This window comes from Curtobacterium sp. MCPF17_021 (assembly GCF_003234605.2).
Taxonomy (GTDB): Bacteria; Actinomycetota; Actinomycetes; order Actinomycetales; family Microbacteriaceae; genus Curtobacterium; species Curtobacterium flaccumfaciens.
In genome coordinates, this window is sequence record NZ_CP126252.1 from 1,549,644 (window position 1) to 1,575,166 (window position 25,523).

The following is a 25,523-nucleotide window of genomic DNA, read 5'->3' on the forward strand; positions in this document are numbered from 1 at the left end:
CCGGGAGGCCCGTGACGGCGCCGCCACGGGCCTCCCGTCCGTCCTGGGGTCGCGTCGAGGGCCGAGGGTGCGGTGTCCGCACCTACTGGTCGTACGACAGGGTGATCGTGTCGCCGCGGTAGACCGTGGCGCCGGCCCCCGGATCGGTGCCGGTGACGGGCAGCTTCGACTTCCAGTCGTAGAAGCCGCAGAGGATGTTCGTGCAGTCGGGCACGGACACCTTGAGGCCGAGGTCCTCGAGGGTCTTCGTCGCCTCGTTGATCGTGGGCCGCTCCGCTCCGAGGTCCGGCACGGTGATCGGCGTCGGACCCTTCGACACGACGACGTCCACCGCCGACCCGCGCACAGCGGGGGAGTCCTGCACGGCGGCCGAGACGATCTGGCCCGCGGGCACGGTCTCGCTGTACTCCTCGGTGCGGGCGCCGAGGATCAGGCCGACCTCGTCGAGTGCGGCGGAGGCCTCGTCGACCGTCTTGCCGACCACGTCGGGAACCGGCCCGAGCGAGACGGTCAGGGTGACCGGCCCGGTCTCGCCGTAGGCCTGCACCGTCGTGAGGTCGAGGGCCTTGCCGCCGGACGCCCGACCGGTCGCCGCGACCACGGTGTCCTTCGGGGCATCGGCGGAGAACTCGTACCGGTCGTCCTGCAGCTCGAAGTCGTCGTCGAGCGCGGCCTTCACGGTGGAGAGCGGCTGGCCGACGATCGCCGGCAGCGGGATCATCCGGGGGCCGTTCGACACGACGATCTGCACCGCCGTGCCCTTCTGCACCTCGCGCTCCGCGGCCGGCTTCGTCGTGGAGACCTGCCCCTTCGCGACGACGGCGTCGAACCGTGTCCCGGTCTTCGACGCCGCCTGCAGGCCCTGTGCTTCGAGCAGCTGCCGGGCCTGCGAGACCGACTTGCCCGTGACTTCCGGGATCCGCACGTTGCCACCCGGCCCCGGGCCGAAGTACCAGCCGAAGCCGGCTCCGATCAGCGCGAGCACGACGACCACGGACAGCAGGATCCAGCCGCGCTTCCGGCGCTTCGCCGACTGGTCGGCGAGCCGCTGTCCGGCGGGGGAGAGCACGCCCGGCTGGGCCCCGGTGCGACGGGGGCCCGGGGCGTTGCCACGCGCACGGGCGGGCGCTCGACCGCGGTCGCCGGTGTCCCGGTCGCCGGACCGGTCGATGATGGCGGTCTCGTCCGCACCTGCGACTCCTGCAGCCCCGACCGAGGCGGCGGCCGCGGCGGCGCCGAGCGTGCCGGCACCACCGGAGGGCAGGATCGCGGTCCCGTTCTCGGGGCGGAGCACGGCCGTGCGGTACTGGCCGGTCGCACGCTGCTGGTTGCCCGACATGTGGTCGAGCATCTCGCGGGCGTCGCGGGGGCGGTCCTCGGGGTCGCGAGCGGTCGACCAGGCGACCAGCTCGTCGAGCTCCGGCGGCACCCCGGACACGGCGGCACTCGGTGCCGGCACGGAGTCGTTGGCGTGCTGGTATGCGATCTGCATCGGCTGCTCGCCCTTGTAGGGCTGCTCGCCGGTGAGCATCTCGTAGAGCATGATGCCGAGCGCGTAGATGTCGCTGCGCGAGTCGGCGGCGCCGCGGGTCACGAGCTCGGGGGACAGGTAGGCGATGGTGCCGAGCAGTGCCGCGCCGGTCGCCGTGTTCGCGGTCGTGGCCCGGGCCAGGCCGAAGTCGCCGAGCTTGATGCGGCCGTCGTCGGCGAGCAGGACGTTCTCGGGCTTCAGGTCGCGGTGCACGATCCCGGCGCGGTGGGCCGAGGCGAGGCCGGCCAGCACGGCGCGCAGGATGTCCGTCGCCTGCTCGGGCGTCAGGGCGTGGTGCTCCTGCAGCAGGTCCCGCAGCGTGATGCCGGGGATGTACTCCATGACGATGTAGGCGATCTCGCCCTCGGCGCCCTGGTCGTAGACGCCCACCAGGTTCGGGTGCGACAGCCGGGCGGCCGAACGGGCCTCCTGGATGAAGCGCTCACGGAACGCCTGGTCGTCGGCCAGGTGCCCGTGCATGATCTTGATCGCGACGCGTCGCTCGAGGCGCACGTCGGTCGCGAGGTAGACGGTCGCCATGCCCCCGCGCGCGATGCGGGAGCGGACGCGGTACCGCTGATCGATCATGCGACCGATCATCGGGTCCGTGGCGGCGTTGGTGGTCATCGGCGGCATTCTACGAATCGAGACCGCACTCGGACGCACCGGCGCACCGGCCGTGACCCAATCTCGATCTTCCGGATGAGGCTCAGAGGGTCGCCAGCCAGCCCTCGGCGGCGCTCGCCCAGGTGGCGTAGGCCTTCGGGTAAGCGGAGAGCTGCACGGCCTGGGCCGCGTCGGTGATGCTCATCGAGGACCAGCCGGGCACGTCGAGCAGCCCGCGGGTCTTGCCGGCGTTCGGGTTGTTCCGCCCGCCGAAGAACAGCGCGGTGGCGTGCGCCGGATCCTGCAGCTTCAGCGCGCTGCCCCAGCCCTGGCTCGGACGCTGCTGGAACAGGCCGACCGAGTCGCGGTCGCCGTGCGGCAGGTTCCGGAGGCTCGACTCCTGCATCGCGGCGGCGAGGGCCACGACGATGCCGCGGTCCGGGACGCCGAGCGATCGACCCACGGCGACGATGGTCGCGGCGTTCTGGTGCTGCTCGGCGCTCAGGCCGACGGCACCGCTGACCGCAGCACTCGCGGCGACCGCGGGCGCGGCGGTGGCGTTCGACGACGGGATGACGAGCGTCTTGCCGGCGTAGATCGTGCTCGTGTACGACAGGCCGTTCGCCGACAGGAGCGACTTGACCGAGACGTGGTGCGCGGCGGCGATCGAGGCCACGGTGTCGCCGGCGCTGATCTGCACGCTCGACTTGGTCGACGGGGCCGAGGCGGTGGAGACCGACGGCGTCGACGACGTGCCGTGCGGCACCCGCAGCGTCTGGCCGGGGTAGATGACGCTGCGCTGCGACAGATTGTTCGCGCTGAGGAGCGCCGTGGTCGACACGCCGACGCGGGACGCGATGCCGGAGGCGGTGTCGCCGTGCTTCACGTGGTAGCTCGAGGTGTCCGAGCCGGAGCCGCCGGTCGACCCGGAGGTCCGGACCGCGGCGGTGGTGACTGCGGGGGTCGACGCCAGGTGGAGCGTCTGCCCGGGGTGGATGATCGTGTTCCAGCCGAGGCCGTTGCGCACGAGGATCTCCTGCGCCGACAGGCCGAAGCGGGTGGCGATGCCCGAGACCGTGTCGCCGTGGTGGACGGTGTAGTTCGTGGGCACAGCGGTGGTGGGGGCCTTCGTGGTCGCGGCGACGGTCCGCACGACGGTCTGCGACGGCCGGGCAACGGCGGTGCTGAACACCGGGCGGTCGGTCACGGCGCGGTCCTGGTCGACGTGGCGCTTGTGGTTCGCGTCGGCGTCGTCGTGCCGGGGCTCGGCGTGCGCGACCGGGCCGGTGAGGCCTGCGCTCACGGCGATGGTGCCCGCGAGGACGATGGGCATGGTGGCGAACCGGGCGGATCGTGCGCGCCGGGCGACTTCGTCTGCAGCGTGGTCCACGGGTTTCTCCTGATCTCGACTGAGCCGTGCGCACGCATGCGCGCACTCACAGGTGCCACAACGCTGGCATGGCCTGATTCCCAAGTCAACCAGAGAGTCAGATGGGGTGGATGTGACGAATGTGACGAACGAGGCGGATTCACTCCGGCGGTCACTCTGGCACCATGGGCGTGTGAGTGCCGCACCCGTCGACGACCTGTCCCTCTCCGAACGCTGGCTGACCGTCCCCGAGCTGGTGGACATGTTCAGCACCAGCCCCGGACGGATCCACCGACTCTTCGAGCAGAAGACCCTGCTCGCAGCCCGCGTCGGCGGTGTGCTGCGCGTGCCCGTCGAGTTCCTCGAGGACGGCGAGCCCATGCCCGAACTCCGCGGCACGCTGATCGTGCTCGGCGACAACGGCTTCACCGACGACGAGGCGGTGCGCTGGATGCTCACCGTCGACGACGCGATGGGCACCACGCCGATCGCGGCGCTGCGCGCCGGTCGCAAGGCCGAGGTGCGTCGCATCGCCCAGTCGCTGCTCTAGACGCGTTCCGGACAGACGGGAGGCCCGGTGCCAGCTGGCACCGGGCCTCCCGTCTTTCTTGGGGTGTGTCTAGGACGACCGGCGGCTGACCGTGTCGGCCAGCGACGCGAGCTGCTCGCGTGCCGACGGTGTCAGCGGCGAGGCGTCCAGTGCCGCCTTGGCGCGCTGGACGTGCCGCTCGATCGACCGCTCCACGGCGGCGACGGCACCCGACTCGGTGAGGGTGGCGCGGAGCATCTGCACCTGCTCCTCGTCGAGGTCGGGGTCGCCGAGGAGCTCGTCCAGGAGCTGCCGCGGGCCGCTCGCCAGCGTCTTGCGCGCCGAGGCGATGAGGACGGTGCGCTTGCCCTCGCGCAGGTCGTCGCCGGCCGGCTTGCCGGTGACCTCGGGGTCACCGAAGACGCCGAGCATGTCGTCGCGGAGCTGGTACGCCACGCCGAGGGGGAGTCCGAAGGCGCGGAGGCCCTCGAGCTGGGAGTCGCTCGCGCCGGCGACCAGGGCGCCGATGACCAGCGGGGCCTCGATCGAGTACTTCGCCGACTTGAAGACGATGACGCGCTGGGCGCGGAGCAGGTGCTCGGACTCGTCGATGACGGGCCAGGCGGTCTCCTCGTGCACGTCGAGGTACTGCCCCGCCGTGACGTCGAGGCGCATCGCGTGGAACTCCTGGCGGACGATGCGGGCCCGCACCGGGTCGAGGAGCGCGAGACCCTCGTCGAACACCGAGTCGCTCAGCGAGAGCAGCAGGTCGCCGAGGAGCAGCGCGGAGTTGGTGCCGTACTGCCCGCGGTCGCCGACGAAGCCGGACTCCTCGTGCAGGGACTCGAAGCGGCGGTGCGCGGCCGGACGCCCACGACGGGTGTCCGAGCGGTCCATGATGTCGTCGTGCACCAGAGCTGCGGCGTGGAAGACCTCGAGCGCTGCGGCGACCGTGACGACGGCCTCGGCGGTGGTCTGCCGGGACCCTTCGGCCAGCGGGTCGAACGAGCCCGAACGGCCCGCCACCGACTGCCATCCCCAGTAGCAGAACAGCGCCCGGAAGCGCTTGCCGCCGGACAACAGGTCTCGGGCGTACCGGTCGAACGGCGCGAGGTCGGGGCTGATCGCGAGGAGCCGTTCACGCTGCTCGTCGAGTGCCCGGTCGATACGCGCCGATACGAGGTCCACTAATCGCGTACTCTCAGCCACGATCCCTACCCTAGTGGAGTGGTCGAGGCATAGAATCGGTCCACTCAACCCGCGTTTTTCAACCCCGCGTCGATCCCAGGAACAGAGGGAACCAAGATGCCGCTCTCGGAACAGGAGCAGCGCCTTCTCGAAGAGATGGAGCGCAGCCTCTACCAGAACGATTCCGATTTCGTGGCGCGTGTCACACGTCGACAGGGTCGTCCGACGTACACAGCCATCACGCTCGGTGTCCTCGGCGCACTCGCCGGGGTCGCCATCGTCATCGTCGGCCTCGTGATCAAGGCACCGCTGCTCGGCATCCTCGGCTTCGTCGTGATGCTCGCCGGTGTCCTGTTCGCACTGCGCCCGGGCATGCGTGCCCCGAAGGCGAAGCCCGCTCGGCCGGGCAAGCCCGCGTCCGGAGGTTCTGCGCGTCCGTCCGCCGGTGGTGGCGGGTCCTTCATGGACCGGATGAACGAGCGCTGGGACAAGCGCAACGACCAGAGTCAGTAGCTGACGGGGGTCGCCAGGACTCCCTCCACACTCCTCCACGGGGTCGGCCTTCGGGTCGGCCCCGTTTCGTGTTCCCGGTGGCCTGTGGGTCGGGCGGGCCGGGGTCGTGCCGGCGCGAGTGGTCATGACATGCCGCGTGCTGGCCGCCGAGGTCGCACGAACTGTCGGCTGGGGGCCGCGCGAGCGACAGTTCGTGACCACTCGGCGTCTTGGCGGCGGCACGTCGTGACCATGCGCTGACCGGGGGCCGGGCGTAGTGGAGCCGACCGTGCGCCCGCGTGAGCTCCGCGGCGGTGGTGGGACGGGCCTCCAGGCCGGGGTGGACCGCCGCGGGCGCGTGCGCGAGTGGTCACGACATGCCGCGTGCTGGCCGCCGAGGTCGCACAAACTGTCGGCTGGGGGCTGCGCGAGCGACAGTTCGTGACCACTCGGCGTCGCGGTGGCGGGACGTCGTGACCATGCGCTGACCGGGGGCCGGGCGTGGTGGAGCCGACCGTGCGCCCGCGTGAGCGCCGCGGCGGAGGTGGGACGGGCCTCCAGGCCGGGGAGGCCGGGGTGGACCGCCGCGGGTGCGTGCGCGAGTGGTCACGACATGCCGCGCGGTGGATGCCGAGGGTGCAGGGACTGTCGGTTCGAACCCGCGCGAGCGACAGTTCGTGACCATTCGCCGTTGTGAGCCCGCGGCGCGCCCCGGGGTGCTCCACCGGCTGCGAAAGTCCTCCACTTTCCTCCACGACTGCTCCGGCACGCGCGAACCGCATGGATCCGGGCATCCACGGTCATCCCTGGGCGGTGCATTCCGGCCTCGATGCCCCCAGTAGGGGTGTCGCGGGCGGAAAAGGGAGCGAATTCCTGGTCGAAGGGAGGGGAGTGGAGTAAAGTGGGGCTCGCAACGGTCCGGTGGAGCGGAGGGGAGGCCCGACGTGCTGCTCGGTACTCATGCCCCGAAGCTCGACGAGAAGGGTCGCGTGATCCTCCCCGCCAAGTTCCGGGACGAACTGTCCGGCGGGCTCGTGATGACCCGCGGCCAGGAACGCTGCGTCGTGGTCTTCAGCGCCCGGACGTTCGAGGAACTCCACGAGCGCATCCGGACCGCCCCGATGACGTCGAAGCGCACCAGGGACTACATGCGTCTGTTCCTCTCGGGGGCCAGCGCCGAACAGCCCGACAAGCAGAACCGCGTGACGATCCCGCAGAACCTCCGCGAGTACGCGGGGCTCGAGCGGGACCTCACGGTCATCGGCAGCGGTGACCGTGCCGAGATCTGGTCCACCCCCGCGTGGGAGGCCTACTACGCCGAAGCCGAAGAGGCATTCGCCGACAACGACGAGGAGGTGATCCCGGGGATCTTCTGATCCGCGGATCGGGACTCCCAGCCGTGAAGCCCTGACGCCACTTCCCCGGTGTCAGGTCGCATGGATGGGGATCCGGACCCACGGCCCAGGAGACGAGGGGCTGCACATGGCCGACAACGACAACGAGACGCCACGCTTCCCGCACACGCCGGTGATGCTCCAGCGCATCGTCGACCTCTTCACGCCGACGCTCGAGGGCCCGGGCAAGGTCGTCGTCGACGCCACGCTCGGCATGGGCGGCCACTCCGAGGGCCTGCTCGAGCGGTTCCCGGAGCTGACGCTCATCGGACTCGACCGCGACACCGACGCACTCGGCATCGCGGGGGAGCGCCTGGCCCGCTTCGGCGACCGCGTCCGCCTCGTGCACACGGTGTACGACGGCATCGTCGACGCGATCGAGGGCGAGGGCTTCACGAAGGTCGACGGTGTGCTGTTCGACCTCGGCGTGAGCTCGCTGCAGCTCGACCGGGCCGAGCGCGGGTTCGCGTACAGCCAGGACGCACCGCTCGACATGCGCATGGACCGGACCGAGGGGCAGACCGCCGCCGACGTCCTGGCCACCTACGACGAGGGCGAACTCCGCCGCATCTTCCAGCGCTACGGCGAGGAGAAGCTCGCCGGCCGCTACGCCCGAGCGATCTTCGAGCGGCGGGCGACGAAGCCGTTCGAGATGTCCGGCGACCTGGTCCAGGTGCTCCACGACGCGACCCCGGTCGCCATCCAGCGTCAGGGGCACCCGGCCAAGCGCGTCTTCCAGGCACTCCGCATCGAGGTCAACGCCGAACTGAGCGTGCTCGAGCGGGCGATCCCGGCGGCGCTGGACGCCATCGCGGTCGGCGGCCGGATCGTCGTCGAGTCGTACCAGTCCCTCGAGGACCGCATCGTCAAGCGGGCCCTGGTGGAGCGCACGAAGTCGAGCGCCCCCGCCGGCCTGCCGGTGGAGCTGCCCGAGCACGCCCCGACCTTCTCCCTGATCGTCAAGGGCGCCGAGCTGGCCGACGAGGCCGAACGCGCCGCAAACCCCCGAGCAACCCCCGTGCGCCTGCGCGCGGCCGAGCGGATCCGGAACTGACATGAGCACGAACCTCGCACTCGTCGACCCTGCGGTCGTCCCGTCGCGGGCCCCGCGCCCCGACCGTCAGCACCGCCCCGAGCTCGTCGAGGTCACCCCGACCGCGGCCCAGCGCCGGGCACGTCCCCGCATCGGGTACGCCGTGGTGGCCGTCGCCGCGCTCGGGATCCTGCTGCTCGCCCAGCTCGGCATCAGCATGGTGCTCAGCCAGGGCGCGTACACGCTCAACTCGCTGTCCGCCGAGCAGACGAACCTGTCCCGCACGCAGCAGTCGCTGTCCGAGCAGCTCCGGGTCCTCGACTCGCCGCAGAACCTGGCCCGCAACGCCCAGTCGCTCGGCATGATCGCCAACTCGACGCCCGTGTACCTCGACCCGAAGACCGGTCGGGTGTACGGCACGCCGACGCCGGCGAAGCCCGACGAGGCCACGGCGTCCACCGAGAACCAGGTGCCGAACTCGCTGCTGAACGACGTCCCGCTGGCCACGAAGCCGGGGGACACCTCCACCAGCAAGGAGACGGGCACGACGAGCACGACGGACACGTCGGGCACGTCGAGCACGAAGGAGTCGTCGGGCACCACGGGCACAACGGGATCGACCGACAGCACCGCCACGTCTGAGAAGACGAGCGGCGCCAGCGCGTCGGACCAGGGGACGGCGAAGTCGTCCGTAGAGTCCGACGCGAACCCGCTCCAGGCGCCCTCCACCCGGTGACCGGCGGGTCCGCCGCACCCTCAGCACCGCCCGGGAAGGACCGCACCGCGTGACGAAGACGATCCGCAACCGACGCCTGCGCTACAGCATCGTGATGCTCGCCGTGATCGCCCTCGTCGGGGTGTTCGTGGTGCGGCTCGTCGACATCCAGGTCGTCCAGGCGTCCGAGCTGAACAAGGCGTCGGCCCAGAAGCGCAGCATCCCCGTGACGATCTACGGCACCCGGGGGTCGATCGTGGACCGCAACGGCACCGAACTCGCCGACAGCGTCACCCGGTACAACATCACGACCTCGCCGCGTCTGGTCAAGCAGTTCAAGGGCAAGCTCGGCGGCACCCGCATCAAGGACGTCAGCGTCGGCACCGCCCTCAGCGCGCTGGCGAAGGCCTCCGGGGGCGACGTCGCGACAATGCGGAAGAACATCGCCGCGAACCCGAAGTCCGACTTCGCCTACCTGGTCAAGGGCCTCGACGTGCAGCACTACGAGGCCGTGCGGGCACTCGGGATCCCCTGGCTGTACCCGGAGCCGCAGGCGGCGCGGGTGTACCCGACTGGTGCGACCACGGGCAACCTCACCGGCTTCATGGGCACCGACGGTGCCCAGGCCGGCCTGGAGTACTCCTACAACCAGTGCCTGGCGGGCACGAACGGGTCGGAGACGTACGAGCGCGGCGAGGACGGCGTGCAGCTCCCGGGCAGCACCGTGACCACGAAGAAGGCCAAGGACGGCGGCACGCTCGAGACCACGATCGACAGCGACCTGCAGTACATGGCGCAGCAGACCATCGCGTCCGCCGCCAAGACCCTGCAGGCGGAGTCCGCGACGGCGACGGTTACGAACGTCAAGACGGGTGAGCTGCTCGCGGTCGCCGACTACCCGACGGTGGACCCGAACGACGTCGACGCCACGACCGACAAGGGCGCCTTCGGTTCCCGTGCCCTGACGGCGTCGTACGAGCCGGGCTCCACGATCAAGGCCGCCATCGCCGCCGCGCTGCTCGACCAGGGCAAGTCGAACCCCACCGACCAGGCGGTCGTGCCGTACTCGCGCACGTTCCCCTGGGGCGGCACGATCCACGACTCGGAGTTCCACCCCACCGAGAACCTCACGCTGACCGGCATCCTGCAGAACTCGTCGAACGTCGGCATCACCGAGCTCGGCGCACGGCTGACCGCCCAGCAGCGCTTCGACTACATGAAGAAGTTCGGGCTGTTCGAGCCGGAGACGGCCATCGACTACCCGGGCCAGCCCTCGATGGACTACGGCACGAGCCCGAACTGGGACCAGCAGACGAACATCAACTCGATGTTCGGTCAGGGCATCTCGACGACGGCCGTGCAGGTCGCGAGCGTGTTCCAGACGATCGCGAACGACGGTGTCCGGATCCCGCTGCACTTCGTCAAGGGCTGCACCACGGCCGACGGCAAGACGATCGACGCGCCCGACGTGCAGAAGCAGCGGGTCGTCTCCGCAGCCGCCGCCACGCAGGTCACCGGCATGCTGCAGAGCGTCGTCACGGGTGGCACGCTGGTGGGCATGAAGCCGATCTCCGGCTACAACATCGCCGCGAAGACGGGGACCGCCGAGGTGGCCGAGGGGTCGCAGGGCTACGGCGGTCAGCGCATCACGTCGGTGGCCGGAATGGCACCCGCCGAAGACCCCCAGTATGTTGTCACGGTGACGTTCACGAAGCCGCAGACCAACAAGTGGTCCAGCGGAGCGGCTCCGGCGTTCCGCACACTCATGTCCCAGGTGCTCGAGAAGTACCGAGTAGCCCCCTCCGCGTCCGAGGCGAAGCTCTACCCGTCCACGTGGTGAGGAAGAAGGAACACTTGTCCGCACGGATCCCCCCGGTCCTCCGACCCGAACACCCGACCCCGAGGGCCGTCTCCGAACTCGCCAACGCGTTCGGTCTGCGAGTCGTCGGCTCGGTCGACAGCATCGAGACCACCGGTGTCACCCTGAGCGCCACCGAGGTGCAGCCGGGTGACCTGTTCGTCGGCGTGCACGGTGCGAACCGGCACGGCGCACAGTTCGCGACGGAGGCCGCCGAGCGCGGCGCCGTCGCCGTCCTGACCGACCAGGACGGCGTCGCACTGGTCGAGCCGTCCGGGCTGCCGGTGCTCGTCGTCGACGACCCCCGCGCCGCCCTCGGCGACGTCGCGGCGTGGGTCTACCGCACGCACCCCGACGAGGCCACCGACCTGCCGCAGCTGTTCGCCGTCACCGGAACGAACGGCAAGACGAGCACGTCCTACATCCTCGAGGGCATCCTCAAGCAGCTCGGCCTGGTCACCGGCCTGAGCTCGACCGCCGAGCGCCACATCGGTTCGCTCAGCGTGACGAGCCGCCTGACCACGCCCGAGGCCAGCGAGATGCACGCGCTCCTCGCCCGCATGCGCGAGAGCGAGGTCCGCGCGGTCGCCGTCGAGGTCAGCGCCCAGGCCCTCAGCCGGCACCGCGTCGACGGCATCGTCTTCGACGTCGCGGCCTTCACGAACCTGTCGCACGACCACCTCGACGACTACGCCGACATGGAGGAGTACTACCATGCGAAGCTCCCGCTGTTCCAGCCCGAGCACGCCCGTCGCGGCGTCGTCTCGCTGGACACCGACTGGGGCCACCGCGTGGTGCAGGACTCCCGCATCCCGGTCACCACGATCACCGTGCACCACGACGTCGAGGCTGAGTGGCACGTCGACATCGTCGAGGCGCACGCCGCCTACACCGAGTTCCGTCTGACCGGCCCCGAGGGCCGCGAACTGACCACCCGTGTGCCGCTGATCGGATGGCACATGGCGGCGAACGCGGCACTCGCGATCGTCATGCTCGTCGAGGGCGGCTTCGAGCTGGGTGCCATCGCGCACGCGCTGGAGAGCAACCACCGCCGCTACCCCGACGAGGACGACGCGAGCGAGCGTGACGGCGGGACCCACCGCGTCTCCGCCATCGAGTGCTACCTGCCCGGCCGCACCGAGCGTGTCTCCGGCGAGCACGGCCCGAGCGTCTACGTCGACTTCGGCCACAGCGCCGACGCCTTCGAGAACACCCTCGCCGCGGTCCGGCAGTTCACCTCCGGCAAGGTCCTCATGCTGTTCGGCGCCGACGGCGACCGCGACACCACGAAGCGCGGCGACATGGCCCGCGTGGCCGCGGCCGGCAGCGACATCCTCGTCGTCACCGACCACCACCCCCGCTTCGAGGACGCCGCGTCGATCCGGAAGACCCTGGTCGACGCCGCACGTGCGGCGTACCCCGACCACGAGATCCACGAGGTCAGCCCGCCCGAGGCCGCCATCCGCACGGCCGTGAGCCTGGTCGGCGAGGGAGACTCGATCCTCTGGGCCGGCCCGGGTCACCAGGACTACCGCGACATCCAGGGCGTCCGCACGCCGTACTCCGCCCGCGACGAGGCCCGCGTGGCCCTGCGCGAGGCCGGCTGGGAGCCGAACTCCGGTCCGGCGGAGGACGTCCGATGATCGCCATGACCCTCGCCGAGATCGCCACCGCGGTCGGCGGCGAGCTGATCGGCGGCGCGCAGGCGACCGACGTCGCCGAGCCCGGCGACCTGGTCGTCGAGGGCTCGGTCGAGACCGACTCCCGTTTGGTCCGCCCCGGCAGCGTCTTCTTCGCCCTGCCCGGTGAGGTCACCGACGGCCGACGCTTCGTACCCGCAGCGGTCGACGCCGGTGCCGCCGTGGTGATCACGCCCGAGCGCGTGGACACCACCGCGCCGCAGATCGTCGTCGCCGACGGGTACGAAGCCCTCGCCGCGCTCGCGCACGAGGTCGTCACGCGCGTCCGGATGAGCACCGCGGACCGCGTCGACGCCGACGGTCGCCCGGCACCCCTGCGGGTCGTCGGCATCACCGGCTCGAACGGCAAGACGAGCACGAAGAACATGCTCCGCACGATCCTCGAGCAGCACGGTGCGACCGTCGCGCCCGAGGGCTCGTTCAACAACCACGTCGGCGCACCGATCTCGATGCTCCGCGTCACCTACGACACCCGGTACCTGGTGGTCGAGATGGGCGCGAGCGGCGTCGGCCACATCGCCAAGCTCGTCTCGATCGCCGAGCCCGACCTCGGCGTCGTCCTCAAGGTGGGCCTCGCGCACGCCGGTGAGTTCGGCGGCATCGAGGCGACGCAGCGAGCGAAGTCCGAGATGGTCACCGACCTGCCCGAGACCGCCACGGCGCTGCTCAACCTCGACGACGACCGCGTCGCGTCGATGCGCGACCTGACGGCCGCGCGGGTGGTGGGCTTCGGCACGTCGGCCGAGGCCGACTACCGCATCACCGGCATCGAGACGGACCGCAGCGGCACCCGCTTCACCCTCACCGCGCCTCCCCTCCGCCCCGAAGGCGACCGTCCGACGGACGCGACCCTGTCTGGAGGCCCGGATCACGTCGACGTGCGCCTCGCGATCCTGGGTGAGCACCACGCCATGAACGCGTCCGCCGCGCTCACCGTGGCCCACCTGTGGGGCGTCCCGCTCGCCGACGGCGCCGCGGCGCTCGCGTCGATGACGCGCGCCGAGCGCTGGCGCATGGAGCTGCTCCAGGGCGGCCCCGAGGGCGTCACCGTCATCAACGACGCGTACAACGCGTCGCCCGACTCCACCGCGGCGGCGCTGCGGACCCTGGCGCAGATCGTGCGCCCGGGGGAGCGGACCGTCGCCGTGCTCGGTGAGATGGCCGAGCTCGGTGAGTACTCCGTCGAGGAGCACGACCGCATCGGTCGGCTCGTCGTCCGCCTCGGTATCGGACAGCTCGTGGTCGTCGGCCGCGGCGCGATGCCCATCCACCAGGCCGCCACCCTCGAGGGATCGTGGGACGGCGAGTCCGTGTACATCGAGGACGTCGACGACGCCGTCCGTGCCATGCAGGAGATGCTCCGCCCCGGCGACGTCGTCCTCGTCAAGTCCTCGAAGTCTGCCGAACTGCGATTCCTCGGCGACCGCCTCGGAGGTGTCACCGAATGATCGCGCTCCTCATCGCCGGCGCCACGTCGCTGGTGTTCACGTTGCTGCTCACCCCGTCCTTCATCAAGCTCTTCCACCGTCTCGGGTGGGGGCAGTTCATCCGTGACGACGGTCCGCAGTCCCACCACACCAAGCGCGGGACCGCCACCATGGGTGGCATCGTGCTGATCATCGGTGCGGTGATCGGCTACTTCGTCGGCCACCTGATCGGAGGCGACTCGATCACGCTGTCCGGGCTGCTCGTGCTGTTCCTGATGGTCGGGCTCGGGTTCGTCGGCTTCATCGACGACTTCCTCAAGGTGCGCCGTCAGCGGAGCCTCGGGCTCGGCGGCTGGGCCAAGATCCTCGGCCAGGTCATCGTCGGCGTCATCTTCGCGACGATCGCCCTGGTCGTGCCCACGTCGAACGGCAAGCCGCCGGCGTCCACGATGATCTCGGCGATCCGCGACGTGCCGTGGCTCGACTTCATGGCGCTCGGCACCGTCATCGGCACCGTGCTGTTCCTGGCCTGGATCGTCCTGCTGACGGTGTCCACGTCGAACGGCGTGAACGTGGCCGACGGGCTCGACGGCCTGGCCACCGGGTCGAGCATCCTGGCGATCGGCTCGTACGTCATCATCGGCTTCTGGCAGTCGAACCAGATCTGCGGCGGGGCACGGCTCGACTCGAACACCGCACACGCCTGCTACACCGTCTCGAACCCGCTCGACCTCGCCGTGGTCGCGGCCGCGGTCTGCGGTGGGCTCATCGGGTTCCTCTGGTACAACACCTCGCCGGCGCAGATCTTCCTCGGTGACACCGGGTCGCTCGGCCTCGGCGGTGCCCTGGCCGGCCTCGCGATCCTCAGCCGCACCGAGCTGCTGCTCATCCTCATCGGTGGCCTGTTCTTCATCGTCACCGGCTCCGTCATCCTGCAGCGGGCCTACTTCAAGATCACCCACGGCAAGCGCATCTTCCTGATGAGTCCGCTGCACCACCACTTCGAACTGAAGGGGTGGGCCGAGGTGACCGTCGTCGTCCGCTTCTGGATCATCGCCGGGCTCTTCGTCGCGGCGGGGGTCGGACTCTTCTACCTCGAATGGATCGCACGCGTTGGTTGACCCGGTGTCCTCGCCGTCCCGCCTCCAGTCCCTCGACAGCTGGTACTCCGAGGGGTGGAAGGGGCTCAACGTCGCCGTCCTCGGCCTCGGTGCCACCGGCTTCTCGGTCGCCGACACGCTCGTGGAGCTCGGCAGCGAGGTGACGGTCTACTCGTCCGACGCCCCCGCCGACAGCGTCGAGCTGCTCGACGTGATCGGTGCCCGGTTCCTGCAGGCGCCGCTCGACACCGTGCCGGACGCCCTCGTGCAGCAGGCACCCGACGTGGTCATCGTGTCGCCGGGGCTGCCCCCGCACAACGCCACCGTGCAGTGGTCGGTGACGAACAGCACCGTCTGGGGCGACATCGAGCTCGCCTGGCGCGTGCGCGACAAGGTCGTCCGCGGCCCGGTCGCGGCCCCCTGGATCACGATCACGGGCACGAACGGCAAGACCACGACGACACAGCTCACGACCGCGATGTACGAGGCCGGCGGCCTGCGCGCCGTCGCGTGCGGGAACATCGGCGTGCCGGTGCTCGACGTCGTCCGCGACCCGGTCGGCTACGACGTGCTCGTCGTCGAGCTCTCGAGCCACCAGTTGCACTACGCGGCGACCTCCGGTGACGGCGCCGTGGTGCCGCTCGCGAGCGCCTGCCTGAACATCGCCGACGACCACCTGGAGTGGCACGGCTCCGCCGAGGCGTACCGCGCGGCGAAGGCCAAGGTCTACGAGCGCACCGTGATGGCGTGCGTCTACAACACCTCCGACGAGGCCACCCGGCAGATGGTGCAGGAGGCCGACGTGGTGGAGGGCTGCCGTGCGGTCGGCTTCACCCCCGGCGTCCCCGCTCCCGGTGACGTCGGCATCGTCGAGGACGTCCTGTGCGACCGGGCCTTCAACGAGGACCGCCGCAACAGCGCGCTCGAGCTGTCGACCATCGCCGACCTCGAGGCCGCCGGGCTCGCCAGCCCGCACATGACCATGAACGTCCTGGCCGCCGCTGCCCTGGCCCGTGCCGGAACCGTCCAGCCGAGCGCCATCCAGTCGGCTGTCCGGGCGTTCCGCGCCGACCACCACCGCACCGAGCTCGTCGCCCAGGCGGACGGCATCACCTGGGTCGACGACTCCAAGGCCACGAACCCGCATGCCGCCACCGCGTCGCTCGCGTCGTTCGACACCGTGGTGTGGATCGTCGGCGGTCTGTTCAAGGGCGTCGACGTCGACGGGCTGGTCGAGCGCTTCGGCCCCGGCGTCCGCGCCGTCGTGGTCATCGGCTCCGACCGGACCCCGGTCCTCGAGGCATTCGCGCGACACGCGTCCACGGTCCCGGTGCTCCAGGTGGAGACGACGGACACTGATCAGGTCATGCGCGAGGCGGTCCGGCATGCCGCATCGGTCGCGAGGCCGGGCGACACCGTCCTCCTCGCCCCGGCGGCTGCGTCGTTCGACCAGTTCGGCTCCTACGCCGACCGGGGGCAGCGTTTCGCGGCCGCGGTCAACGAGCACCTGGGAGGAGAAGTCGATGGCGACGACACCGACGGATCTTCCGAACAGCCGTAACGGCCGGACCGCGACGACCCCACGACGGACGAACGGCGCGATCGTCGCCGTCAAGAACGTCTTCGTCGCGGAGTCCAGCACCTTCTACACGATCCTCGGCGTCACGCTGTTCCTCGTCGTCTTCGGCGTCGTGATGGTGCTGTCCTCGTCGAGCGTCGAGGAGTACGCGGCGACCCACGACTTCTTCGGGGCGGCGTCCCGCCAGGGCCTGTACGCCGTGCTCGGCGTGCCGCTCATGCTCATCGCCAGCCGGGTCCCGACCCGGATCTGGCGGAAGTGGGCGATGCGGCTGCTCGGTGCGGCGCTCGTCTTGCAGCTGCTCGTGTTCACCCCGCTCGGCATCGACATCCAGGGCAACCGGAACTGGATCGAGCTCGGGTCGTTCACCGCGCAGCCGTCCGAGGTCGTGAAGCTCGGCCTGGTGCTCGGCATCGGCGCCATCATCTACGTCAAGCGGGACAAGCTCGACGACTGGAAAGAGGTGTTCATCCCGATCGGGATCGCCTCGATGCTCTCGCTCGGGCTCGTCGTCCTCGGCGGTGACCAGGGCACCGCGATGGTCATGCTCATCCTGGTGTTCGGCGCGCTGTACATCGGCGGCGTCCGCGCCCGGCACCTGCTCGTCGGCCTCGGTGCGTTCGCCGTGATGCTGCCCTTCGTGACGATGGCCTCGGCCTCGCGCTCGACCCGCATCAGCGCCTGGCTGTCGGGGTGCACCGACACCAGCCAGTACCAGGACATCTGCTGGCAGCCCGTGCACGGCATGTGGGCGCTCGCGTCCGGCGGTGTGTTCGGCGTCGGCCTCGGCAACTCGAAGGCGAAGTGGTCGTGGCTGCCCGAGGCGGACAACGACTACATCTTCGCGATCATCGGCGAGGAGCTCGGCCTGATCGGCGCCGTCGTGGTGCTCAGCCTGTTCGTGGTGCTCGCCGTCGGCATGATCAAGATCATCCGGCAGTCCCGCGACCCCTTCGTGAAGACGGTCACCGGTGGCATCCTCGCGTGGATCATCGGCCAGGCGCTCATCAACATCGCGGTCGTCCTCGGCCTGCTGCCCGTCCTCGGTGTGCCCCTGCCACTCATCTCGGCCGGTGGTTCGGCCCTCATCATGACCCTGGTGGCGATCGGCGTCGTGCTCTCCTTCGCCCGTGACCTGCCCGGCAAGAACGACCCCGGCCTGACGAACGCCCCACTCGGCCGGACCTCCACGAACGGATCACTGCGGTGAGCAAGTACCTCTTCGCCGGCGGCGGCACCGCCGGCCACGTCAACCCCCTGCTCGCGGTCGCCGACCGGCTGACCGAGCGGGAGCCGGGCGCCGAGGTGCTCGTGCTGGGCACCGCCGAGGGCCTGGAGTCCCGTCTCGTCCCGATGCGCGGCTACGAGCTGCTGACGATCCCGCGCCTGCCGTTCCCGCGGAAGCTGAACGGAGCCGCCCTGCGCTTCCCGCAGCGGTTCGCGGCGGCGGTCAAGCGGACCGAGCAGATCATCCGCGACCACGAGATCGAGGTGGTCCTCGGTGCCGGTGGCTACGCGGCCGCTCCGGCGTACATCGCCGCCCGCCGCACCGGCACCCCGATCGTCGTGCACGAGCAGAACGCGAAGCCCGGGCTGGCGAACCGCCTCGCCGCGTTCCTCACCGAGCACGTCGGCCTCACCTTCTCGAACACCCGCCTGCGTCACGGCCGCGTCGTCGGCATGCCGCTCCGTCGCGAGATCGAGTCGCTCGACCGCCGTGCCGTCCGGGCCGAGGGGCTCGCCGAGTTCGGGCTCGACCCCGACCGGCCCGTGCTGCTCGTGACCGGTGGCTCCTCGGGCGCACGGAGCATCAACCGGACGATCAACAAGTCCGCCGCCGCGATCGTCGGAGCCGGCTGGCAGGTCCTGCACGTCGTGGGCGCCGCGTCGGACATCGGCCCGAGCGACCTCGACGGCTACCACGTGCTGCCCTACTGCGACCGGATGGACCTGGCGTACGCGGCGAGCGACTTCGTCGTGTCGCGCTCCGGCGCCGGCATGGTGTGCGAGCTGACCGCCGTCGGGCTGCCGAGCGTGCTCGTGCCGTACCCGGTGGGCAACGGTGAGCAGCGCCACAACGCGAAGGACGTCGTCGACGCCGGGGGAGCCGTCCTGGTGGCCGACGGGGAATTCGACCAGGACTGGGTGACGTTCCAGCTGCTGAGCGTCCTGCAGGACCGCTCCCGCATCGCGGACATGACCGTGCGGGCGGGCAGCGTCGGCCACCGCGACGGCGCCGACCGGATGACCGACCTGGTCCTCGACGCCGCGAAGCAGGCCCCCAGCACCACGGAGGAACGATGACCATCAAGCCGGACCTGACCCAGCCGATCCCGGACGACCTGGGCACGGTGCACTTCGTCGGCATCGGCGGCGCGGGGATGAGCGGGATCGCACGGATGTTCCTCGCCGCTGGGCACCGCGTCACGGGCAGCGACTCCCGCGAGACGGAGACGACCGGCACGATGCGCGACCTCGGCGCGACCGTGCACATCGGTCACGACGCCGCGAACGTCGGCCAGGCCGACACCATCGTCGTCACGAGCGCCCTCTGGCCCGACAACCCCGAACTCCTCGAGGCGCAGCGCCGCGGTCTGCCGGTGCTGCACCGCTCGCAGGCCCTCGCCGCCCTGATCGCCGAGCACCGTCTGGTCGCGGTCGCCGGTGCGCACGGCAAGACCACCTCGACCGGCATGATCGTCACCGCGATGGTCGAGCTCGGCCTCGACCCGAGCTTCGTCAACGGCGGCGTCATCCAGTCCCTCGGCACGAGTTCGGCCCCGGGGTCCAGCGACCTGTTCGTGGTCGAGGCCGACGAGTCCGACGGCTCGTTCCTGCTCTACGACGTCGCCGTGGCCCTGATCACCAACGTCGACGCCGACCACCTGGACCACTACGGCAGCGAGGAGGCCTTCACCGAGGCCTTCGTCGAGTTCGCCGCGAAGGCGAGCGAGCGCGTCGTCATCTCGAGCGACGACGCCGGCGCGAAGACGGTCACGGCCGGCATCCGCCAGCGCCCGGACGCCCCCGAGATCGTCACGTTCGGCGAGGCCGTCGACGCGGACGTCCGCATCGAGGGCATCACCGAGTCGGCGGGCGTCGAGGTCGACTTCCGCGCCGGTGGCGAGGCGTACCACCTGACCCTCCGCGTGCCCGGCCGCCACAACGCGATCAACGCCGTCGGCGCCTTCGCGGTCCTGACCGGCCTCGGCGTCGCCCCGGCCGACGCGGTCCGCGGGCTCGAGGCGTTCGGTGGCACCCAGCGCCGCTTCGAGCTGCACGGTGTCGAGCGCGGCGTCTCGGTCTACGACGACTACGCGCACCACCCGACCGAGGTCGCCGCGGCGCTCAAGGCAGCCCGCAACGTCGTCGGTGACGGTCGCATCATCGCGATCCACCAGCCGCACCTGTACTCGCGCACCCGCCTGATGGCCGGCGACTTCGCCAAGGTGTACGAGGAGCTCGCCGACCACACGGTCGTGCTCGACGTCTACGGCGCCCGCGAGGACCCGGAGCCCGGCGTGACCGGTGCCCTGGTGCAGGAGCGCTTCGCCGACCAGTCGCGCGTCGAGTTCCTGCCCGACTGGGACGAAGCGGCGGCCCGCGCGGCCGCGGTCGCCCGTGACGGCGACATCATCATGACGCTCAGCTGCGGCGACGTGTACCGGATCATCCCGCAGGTGCTCGGCGCCCTGGGCACCGACGGAGCGTCGTCCCGGTGAAGCGCCCCGAGGGGTTCGACGAGGGGGACGCCCGCAGGGACGCCCCGGCCGAGGCCGCGGAAGCGCCCCGGCAGCGTCGTGGTCCCTCGAAGCCGCGGCTGCCGTTCCGCGGACGCGTCGCCGACGACCGGGAGGCCCGTCCCGCGTCCGCCCCGGACGCCCCGGTCGACGAGGCCCCGGCCTCCACCACCCCGGCCATCGCTCCGGCACCCGGTCCCTCCGGATCGCGCCCCCCAGCGGTCGATGCGCCCTCGAGCATCGGGGCGCGACGACCGTCCGCGGGCGCGGATCCGACCACCGATGCCGCCGACTCGACGCGCGACCGCGTCGGCGCCCTCGCGGGCGCGGCCGGCCGTCGCGTCGGCGCCGGCTTCGGGGCGGTCGCCGACCGCCTGCGCGAGTACACACCGGACGAGGACCACCGCGATCCGCGCCCCGACGCGGGCAACGCGCCCCGAGGAGACGGGGCGCGACGACCGTCCGGGGGCGCGGCGGGCAGTGCACGCGACCGCGACGCGACCGTGACCGACGTGCTCGACGCAGGCAGTGCCTCCCGGACCGACCAGCACGCCGAGGCGCCCATCGGGGCGCGGGTGCGCGCTGCCGAGACCGCCCGCGAGGCGCGCATCGCGAAGCGACGCCGCCGGCTGCTCGAGCGTGCCGAGGTCCGCCGGTTCACCCGACGCAGCCGGCACCGCCGCGCCGCGTGGATCACGGCGGCGAGCGTCGTCCTGGTGCTCGGGGTCTCGATCCTCGTCGCGGTGTTCTCCCCGTTGATGGCGCTCCGCACGATCGAGGTCAAGGGCACGAACCGCGTCGACGAGTCCGCGCTCCGCCAGGCGCTGTCCGACCAGATCGGAACGCCCCTGGCCCGGCTCGACTTCGACGCGATCAAGCGGGACGTCGCCGGGTTCCCGCTCATCGAGAGCTACGTGACCGAAGAGGCGCCGCCGCACACGCTCGTCGTCACGGTGACCGAGCGCACGCCGGTGGTCGCGGTGCGCTCCGGCAGCACCTTCGACCTCGTCGACCCCGCGGGCATCGTCGTGCAGTCGTCGCCGAAGCGCCCGGCGACGATGCCGCTCGCCGACATCGCCCGAGCGCGCCTGGGGTCCTCGAGCTTCCGCACCATGACCGAGGTCGTGCTGGCGCTGCCCTCGACGGTCCGGTCCCAGGTGACGCGCGTCGCCGGGTCGACGGCCGACGACGTCACCCTGACCCTCAAGGACGGCTCGACCGTCGTGTGGGGGAGCCCGGACGACTCAGATGCGAAGGCCGAACTGCTCGCCGCGCTGGTCAAGGACCACGCGGCGCGGAACCCCGGCGTCGTCGTCGAGTACGACGTCTCGGCACCGGACAACGGCGTGATCCGCGCCAAGGACTGAATTGCCGGACCTGATCGGCGACACGCGGCGTGGCGGGGCGACACTGCGCCGAACGCACCCGTAGCGTCGGAGCCAGCACCACATCTACCAGCATTGCCCCTGAACTTCAAGTAGAGGTTGAGGGTTCTACCGGAGGCCTGACTGACGTGACCACGAACCACAACTACCTCGCCGTCATCAAGGTCGTCGGTGTCGGCGGCGGCGGCGTCAACGCCGTCAACCGCATGATCGAGCTCGGTCTCCGTGGGGTCGAGTTCATCGCGATCAACACCGACGCCCAGGCACTGCTGCTCAGCGACGCCGACGTCAAGCTCGACGTCGGCCGCGAGATCACCCGCGGCCTCGGCGCCGGCGCGGACCCCGAGGTCGGCCGTCGTGCCGCCGAGGACCACGCCGAGGAGATCGAAGAGGCCCTGGCCGGCGCCGACATGGTGTTCGTCACCGCGGGCGAGGGCGGCGGCACCGGCACCGGTGGCGCACCGGTCGTCGCGCGCATCGCGAAGTCCATCGGCGCACTTACCATCGGTGTCGTCACGAAGCCCTTCAGCTTCGAGGGCAAGCGCCGCCAGTCGCAGGCCGAGAACGGCGTCGCGGGCCTCAAGGACGAGGTGGACACGCTCATCGTCGTCCCGAACGACCGCCTGCTCGAGATCAGCGACCGCGGCATCTCCATGGTCGAGGCGTTCGCCACGGCCGACCAGGTCCTCCTCGCCGGTGTGCAGGGCATCACCGACCTCATCACGACCCCGGGCCTGATCAACCTCGACTTCGCCGACGTCAAGAGCGTCATGCAGGGTGCGGGTTCGGCGCTCATGGGCATCGGCTCCTCGCGCGGCGCCGACCGTGCGATCAAGGCGGCCGAGCTCGCCGTCGCGTCGCCGCTGCTCGAGGCCTCGATCGACGGTGCGCACGGCGTGCTGCTGTCGATCCAGGGTGGCTCGAACCTCGGCATCTTCGAGATCAACGACGCCGCGCGTCTGGTGCAGGAAGCCGTGCACCCCGAGGCGAACATCATCTTCGGTGCGGTCATCGACGACACCCTGGGCGACGAGGTCCGCGTGACCGTCATCGCCGCGGGCTTCGACGGCGGCGAGCCGGCCCAGCAGCAGAAGGAACGTCGCTCGAGCTACGTCGACCCGGAGTCGAGCGCAGCGGCGCCCGTCGCCGCCTCGACCGGCGCGATCGAGGACTCGACCACGTCGAGCCCGTCCTGGGCCTCGCAGGAGCACCAGCCGCCGGTGCAGCGCGCCGCCGACCCGGCGTTCGACGACGACGACGAGCTCGACGTCCCCGACTTCCTGAAGTAACCCACCCTTGGTAGCCGACACGCGCCTCCAGGCCTCGTCTCACGACGACGGACTGGAGGCGCGCGTTGCGTCCGTCCGGAGCGGCATCGCCGACGCGGCGCGCGCCGCAGGGCGTTCGCCCGACGAGCTCACGCTCGTCGTCGTCACGAAGTACCACCCGGCGTCGCTCGTGCGCGAGCTCGCCGCACTCGGCGTGACGGACGTGGGGGAGAACCGCCACCAGGAAGCGCAGGCGAAGGCCGCCGAACTGGCGGACCTCGGCCTGACCTGGCACTTCGTCGGGCAGCTGCAGTCGAAGAAGGCCCGGCAGGCCCGGCGGTACGCCCACGTCGTGCAGTCGCTCGACCGTGGCTCCGTCGTCGACGCGTTCGCCCCGACCGAGGCCGAGCCGGAGCCGCCGGTCATCGACGGCTTCGTCCAGGTGAACCTCACCGACGACCCCGGGCGTGGCGGGGTGCAGCCGGACGACGTCGAGGCGATGGTGGCCCGTGTCCTGGCCACCGGGACCATCCGACTGCGGGGTGTGATGGCGGTCGCGCCCTTGGACGAGGAGCCCCGAGCCGCCTTCGCCCGACTCCGCTCGATCTCCGAACGGGTCGTGTCGCTCGAGCCCGGCGCCACCGACATCTCGGCCGGCATGAGCGGGGACTACGCAGAGGCGATCCACGAGGGCGCGACACACCTGCGGATCGGCACCGCAATCACCGGAAACCGGCCGCCCGCACCCTAGCCTCGTTGCAGGGCACCACGAGCACGAACCCCGGAGGAACCATGGCCAACCCGCTGAAGAAGACGATGGTCTACCTCGGCCTCGCCGATGAGGAACTCGACTACGAGGACGAGCAGCAGGCCGAGCCCGCGCGCCAGCAGGCAGCCCCTGCTCGCCAGGCTGCAGCGGCTGCTCCGGCGCCCGCCGAACCGCAGGAAGCCCCCGCCGCGGCAGCAGCCCCGACGGCCGCTCCCGCAGCGGCGCCGGCTCCCACCAAGACGCACACCCACCAGCGCGGCGCCCAGGTCACTCCGCTCCGCCGCTCGCACACGACCGCACAGAAGGCGACCCCGGTCCAGGAAATGAACGAGATCCTCACCGTCCACCCGCGCGAGTACAAGGACGCCCAGTCCATCGCCGAGAGCTTCCGCGACGGCATCCCCGTCATCATCAACCTCTCGCAGATGACCGAGGGTGACGCCCGACGCATGATCGACTTCGCCTCCGGGCTGTCGCTCGGCCTGTTCGGCAAGATCGAGCGCGTCACGAACAAGGTCTTCCTCCTGTCGCCGGCCCACGTCGCAGTGAGCGGTGAGCCCGCTGAGGTAGAGTCCGACATCGAGGCGAACTTCTTCGCCCAGTCCTGAGCCGTACCCGGCACACCCGCCCCTGAGCGTCGTCCGACGACGCTCGCCCGAGACGAGCGAGCCCCATCGTGTCCGTGATCCTAGGGATCATCTCCCTCGCGTTGCTCCTGTACTTCTTCGTGATGTGGGGGCGCTTCGCGCTCGACCTCGTGCAGAGCTTCAACCGTTCCTGGCGGCCGCGCGGGGGCATGCTCGTGGTGTCCGAGTTCGTCTACACGGTCACGGATCCGCCCATCCGAGCGGTGCGACGGGTCCTCCCGCCGCTCCGCCTCGGGCCGGTGGCGCTCGACTTCGGCTGGACGATCGTGATGCTCGTCGTCATCATCGCCCGGTTCGTGGTCGCCGCTCTGGCACGCGGTATCTGAGCGGACTCCCGTCCGCGACACGCGCCACGCCCGGCGCAGGTCACGGTTCCGCCCCATCGTCGGTGTACGGTGGTCGGGATCGATGCCCGCTCCGGTGGCGCATCCGCACCGCACGGTACGACTGGTAGATTCGGTCGCACCGCACGCGGTTCCACACGTTCAGCAGTTCTATTGAGGTGACGGCAATGGCTTTGACGCCGGAAGACGTAGTCAACAAGCGGTTCCAGCCGACGAAGTTCCGCGAGGGCTACGACCAGGACGAGGTCGACGACTTCCTCGACGAGGTCGTGGTCGAGCTCCGTCGCCTGACCGCGGAGAACGACGAGCTCCGCCAGCGCCTGCAGGCGGCCGAGTCGGCCCCGCAGCCGGCGCAGGCCGAGCAGCCCGCTCCCGCAGCCGAGCCGGAGCCCACCCCGGCCCCGGTCGAGGCAGCACCGGAGCCCGCTCCGGTCGCCGCGGCGGCTCCGGCCACGACGGTCCCCGCCGACGAGGACACCGAGGGCACCACGAACCTCCTGACCCTGGCGCGTCGTCTCCACGAGGAGCACGTCCGCGAGGGCATCGAGAAGCGCGACGCGCTCATCGCCGAGGGCACGGCCCAGGCGGCTCGCCTGGTCTCCGAGGCCGAGGCGAAGCAGCGCCAGATCATCGCCGACACCGAGAACACGAATCGTCAGCGTGTCGCGGTGCTCGAGCAGGAGCAGCGCCAGCTCGAGGGCAAGATCGACGAGCTCCGGACCTTCGAGCGCGACTACCGTGCGCAGCTCAAGAGCTACATCCAGGGTCAGCTCTCCGAGCTCGACACCTCGGGCGAGCAGTCCGGTCTCACCCCGGCGCCGGCTTCGGCGCAGGGCTTCGGCAACTGAC

Annotated in this window: 22 protein-coding genes; 19 read left to right on the forward strand and 3 right to left on the reverse strand. The window is 70.9% G+C overall.

The genetic code is table 11. The features are described from left to right. Positions 1-82: 82 nt before the first annotated feature. Positions 83-2,158, reverse strand: coding sequence for a Stk1 family PASTA domain-containing Ser/Thr kinase (gene pknB / locus DEJ29_RS07310; RefSeq protein WP_111095427.1), 2,076 nt, complete (start codon positions 2,156-2,158; stop codon positions 83-85). A gap of 82 nt (positions 2,159-2,240) precedes the next feature. Further along, positions 2,241-3,527, reverse strand: a complete 1,287-nt coding sequence (locus DEJ29_RS07315; RefSeq protein WP_258375978.1) for a LysM peptidoglycan-binding domain-containing protein — start codon at positions 3,525-3,527, stop codon at positions 2,241-2,243. Positions 3,528-3,699: 172 nt separating this feature from the next. On the opposite strand from DEJ29_RS07315, the gene DEJ29_RS07320 reads away from it, so the two are divergent. Then, complete coding sequence (locus DEJ29_RS07320) at positions 3,700-4,056, forward strand: Rv2175c family DNA-binding protein (protein ID WP_171907813.1); 357 nt, start codon at positions 3,700-3,702, stop codon at positions 4,054-4,056. 69 nt (positions 4,057-4,125) lie between these two features. Here DEJ29_RS07320 and DEJ29_RS07325 read toward each other — a convergent pair whose 3' ends face one another. Next, a complete protein-coding gene (locus tag DEJ29_RS07325) occupies positions 4,126-5,244 on the reverse strand; it encodes a polyprenyl synthetase family protein (protein WP_071405410.1) in 1,119 nt (372 codons plus the stop codon). 96 nt (positions 5,245-5,340) lie between these two features. Between DEJ29_RS07325 and DEJ29_RS07330 the strand changes: the two genes are divergently transcribed. From DEJ29_RS07330 to DEJ29_RS07415, 18 genes are all read left to right on the forward strand, one after another. Next, positions 5,341-5,736 (forward strand): SCO2097 family morphological protein, encoded by a 396-nt coding sequence (locus DEJ29_RS07330; RefSeq protein ID WP_110864614.1) that lies wholly within the window; start codon positions 5,341-5,343, stop codon positions 5,734-5,736. Positions 5,737-6,659: 923 nt separating this feature from the next. Continuing rightward, entirely contained in the window at positions 6,660-7,091 is a 432-nt protein-coding gene (gene mraZ, locus DEJ29_RS07335) for a division/cell wall cluster transcriptional repressor MraZ (RefSeq protein WP_017886616.1), read from the forward strand. A 106-nt stretch (positions 7,092-7,197) separates the two neighbouring features. Then, entirely contained in the window at positions 7,198-8,163 is a 966-nt protein-coding gene (gene rsmH / locus DEJ29_RS07340; protein ID WP_111095400.1) for a 16S rRNA (cytosine(1402)-N(4))-methyltransferase RsmH, read from the forward strand. Position 8,164: 1 nt separating this feature from the next. Further along, a complete protein-coding gene (gene ftsL / locus DEJ29_RS07345; RefSeq protein ID WP_071405413.1) occupies positions 8,165-8,878 on the forward strand; it encodes a cell division protein FtsL in 714 nt (237 codons plus the stop codon). Between the two features lie 49 nt (positions 8,879-8,927). Continuing rightward, a complete protein-coding gene (locus DEJ29_RS07350; protein WP_111095401.1) occupies positions 8,928-10,697 on the forward strand; it encodes a peptidoglycan D,D-transpeptidase FtsI family protein in 1,770 nt (589 codons plus the stop codon). A 14-nt stretch (positions 10,698-10,711) separates the two neighbouring features. Next, positions 10,712-12,358 carry a Mur ligase family protein gene (locus DEJ29_RS07355; RefSeq protein ID WP_111095402.1) on the forward strand — a complete coding sequence of 549 codons (1,647 nt, stop codon included), beginning with the start codon at positions 10,712-10,714 and terminating at the stop codon, positions 12,356-12,358. After that, positions 12,355-13,863, forward strand: a complete 1,509-nt coding sequence (locus tag DEJ29_RS07360; protein WP_111095403.1) for a UDP-N-acetylmuramoyl-tripeptide--D-alanyl-D-alanine ligase — start codon at positions 12,355-12,357, stop codon at positions 13,861-13,863. The genes DEJ29_RS07355 and DEJ29_RS07360 overlap by 4 nt, the downstream gene beginning before the upstream one ends. Next, complete coding sequence (mraY, locus tag DEJ29_RS07365; RefSeq protein WP_071405416.1) at positions 13,860-14,963, forward strand: phospho-N-acetylmuramoyl-pentapeptide-transferase; 1,104 nt, start codon at positions 13,860-13,862, stop codon at positions 14,961-14,963. The genes DEJ29_RS07360 and mraY overlap by 4 nt, the downstream gene beginning before the upstream one ends. Before the next feature lie 4 nt (positions 14,964-14,967). Beyond that, on the forward strand, positions 14,968-16,503 hold the full coding sequence (gene murD, locus DEJ29_RS07370) for a UDP-N-acetylmuramoyl-L-alanine--D-glutamate ligase (RefSeq protein WP_111095404.1): 1,536 nt from the start codon (positions 14,968-14,970) through the stop codon (positions 16,501-16,503). Further along, entirely contained in the window at positions 16,466-17,731 is a 1,266-nt protein-coding gene (gene ftsW, locus DEJ29_RS07375) for a putative lipid II flippase FtsW (RefSeq protein ID WP_110864618.1), read from the forward strand. Before murD ends, ftsW begins: the two co-directional genes overlap by 38 nt. Next, complete coding sequence (gene murG / locus DEJ29_RS07380; RefSeq protein WP_111095405.1) at positions 17,728-18,825, forward strand: undecaprenyldiphospho-muramoylpentapeptide beta-N-acetylglucosaminyltransferase; 1,098 nt, start codon at positions 17,728-17,730, stop codon at positions 18,823-18,825. The genes ftsW and murG overlap by 4 nt, the downstream gene beginning before the upstream one ends. Beyond that, the gene (murC, locus tag DEJ29_RS07385) at positions 18,822-20,243 is read left to right on the forward strand and encodes a UDP-N-acetylmuramate--L-alanine ligase (RefSeq protein WP_111088928.1); all 1,422 of its coding nucleotides are present in this window, start codon (positions 18,822-18,824) and stop codon (positions 20,241-20,243) included. The genes murG and murC overlap by 4 nt, the downstream gene beginning before the upstream one ends. Continuing rightward, positions 20,240-21,628: a cell division protein FtsQ/DivIB gene (locus DEJ29_RS07390; RefSeq protein WP_111095406.1), complete on the forward strand. Its 1,389-nt coding sequence runs from the start codon at positions 20,240-20,242 to the stop codon at positions 21,626-21,628. Before murC ends, DEJ29_RS07390 begins: the two co-directional genes overlap by 4 nt. Before the next feature lie 146 nt (positions 21,629-21,774). Next, on the forward strand, positions 21,775-22,935 hold the full coding sequence (gene ftsZ, locus DEJ29_RS07395) for a cell division protein FtsZ (protein WP_027465251.1): 1,161 nt from the start codon (positions 21,775-21,777) through the stop codon (positions 22,933-22,935). A 7-nt stretch (positions 22,936-22,942) separates the two neighbouring features. Then, the gene (locus tag DEJ29_RS07400) at positions 22,943-23,665 is read left to right on the forward strand and encodes a YggS family pyridoxal phosphate-dependent enzyme (protein WP_111095407.1); all 723 of its coding nucleotides are present in this window, start codon (positions 22,943-22,945) and stop codon (positions 23,663-23,665) included. A gap of 41 nt (positions 23,666-23,706) precedes the next feature. Beyond that, on the forward strand, positions 23,707-24,291 hold the full coding sequence (locus DEJ29_RS07405; protein ID WP_111095408.1) for a cell division protein SepF: 585 nt from the start codon (positions 23,707-23,709) through the stop codon (positions 24,289-24,291). A gap of 68 nt (positions 24,292-24,359) precedes the next feature. Continuing rightward, on the forward strand, positions 24,360-24,656 hold the full coding sequence (locus DEJ29_RS07410) for a YggT family protein (protein WP_084741074.1): 297 nt from the start codon (positions 24,360-24,362) through the stop codon (positions 24,654-24,656). Positions 24,657-24,841: 185 nt separating this feature from the next. Beyond that, positions 24,842-25,522 carry a DivIVA domain-containing protein gene (locus DEJ29_RS07415; protein WP_071405424.1) on the forward strand — a complete coding sequence of 227 codons (681 nt, stop codon included), beginning with the start codon at positions 24,842-24,844 and terminating at the stop codon, positions 25,520-25,522. The last annotated feature ends 1 nt before the right edge of the window (position 25,523 follow it).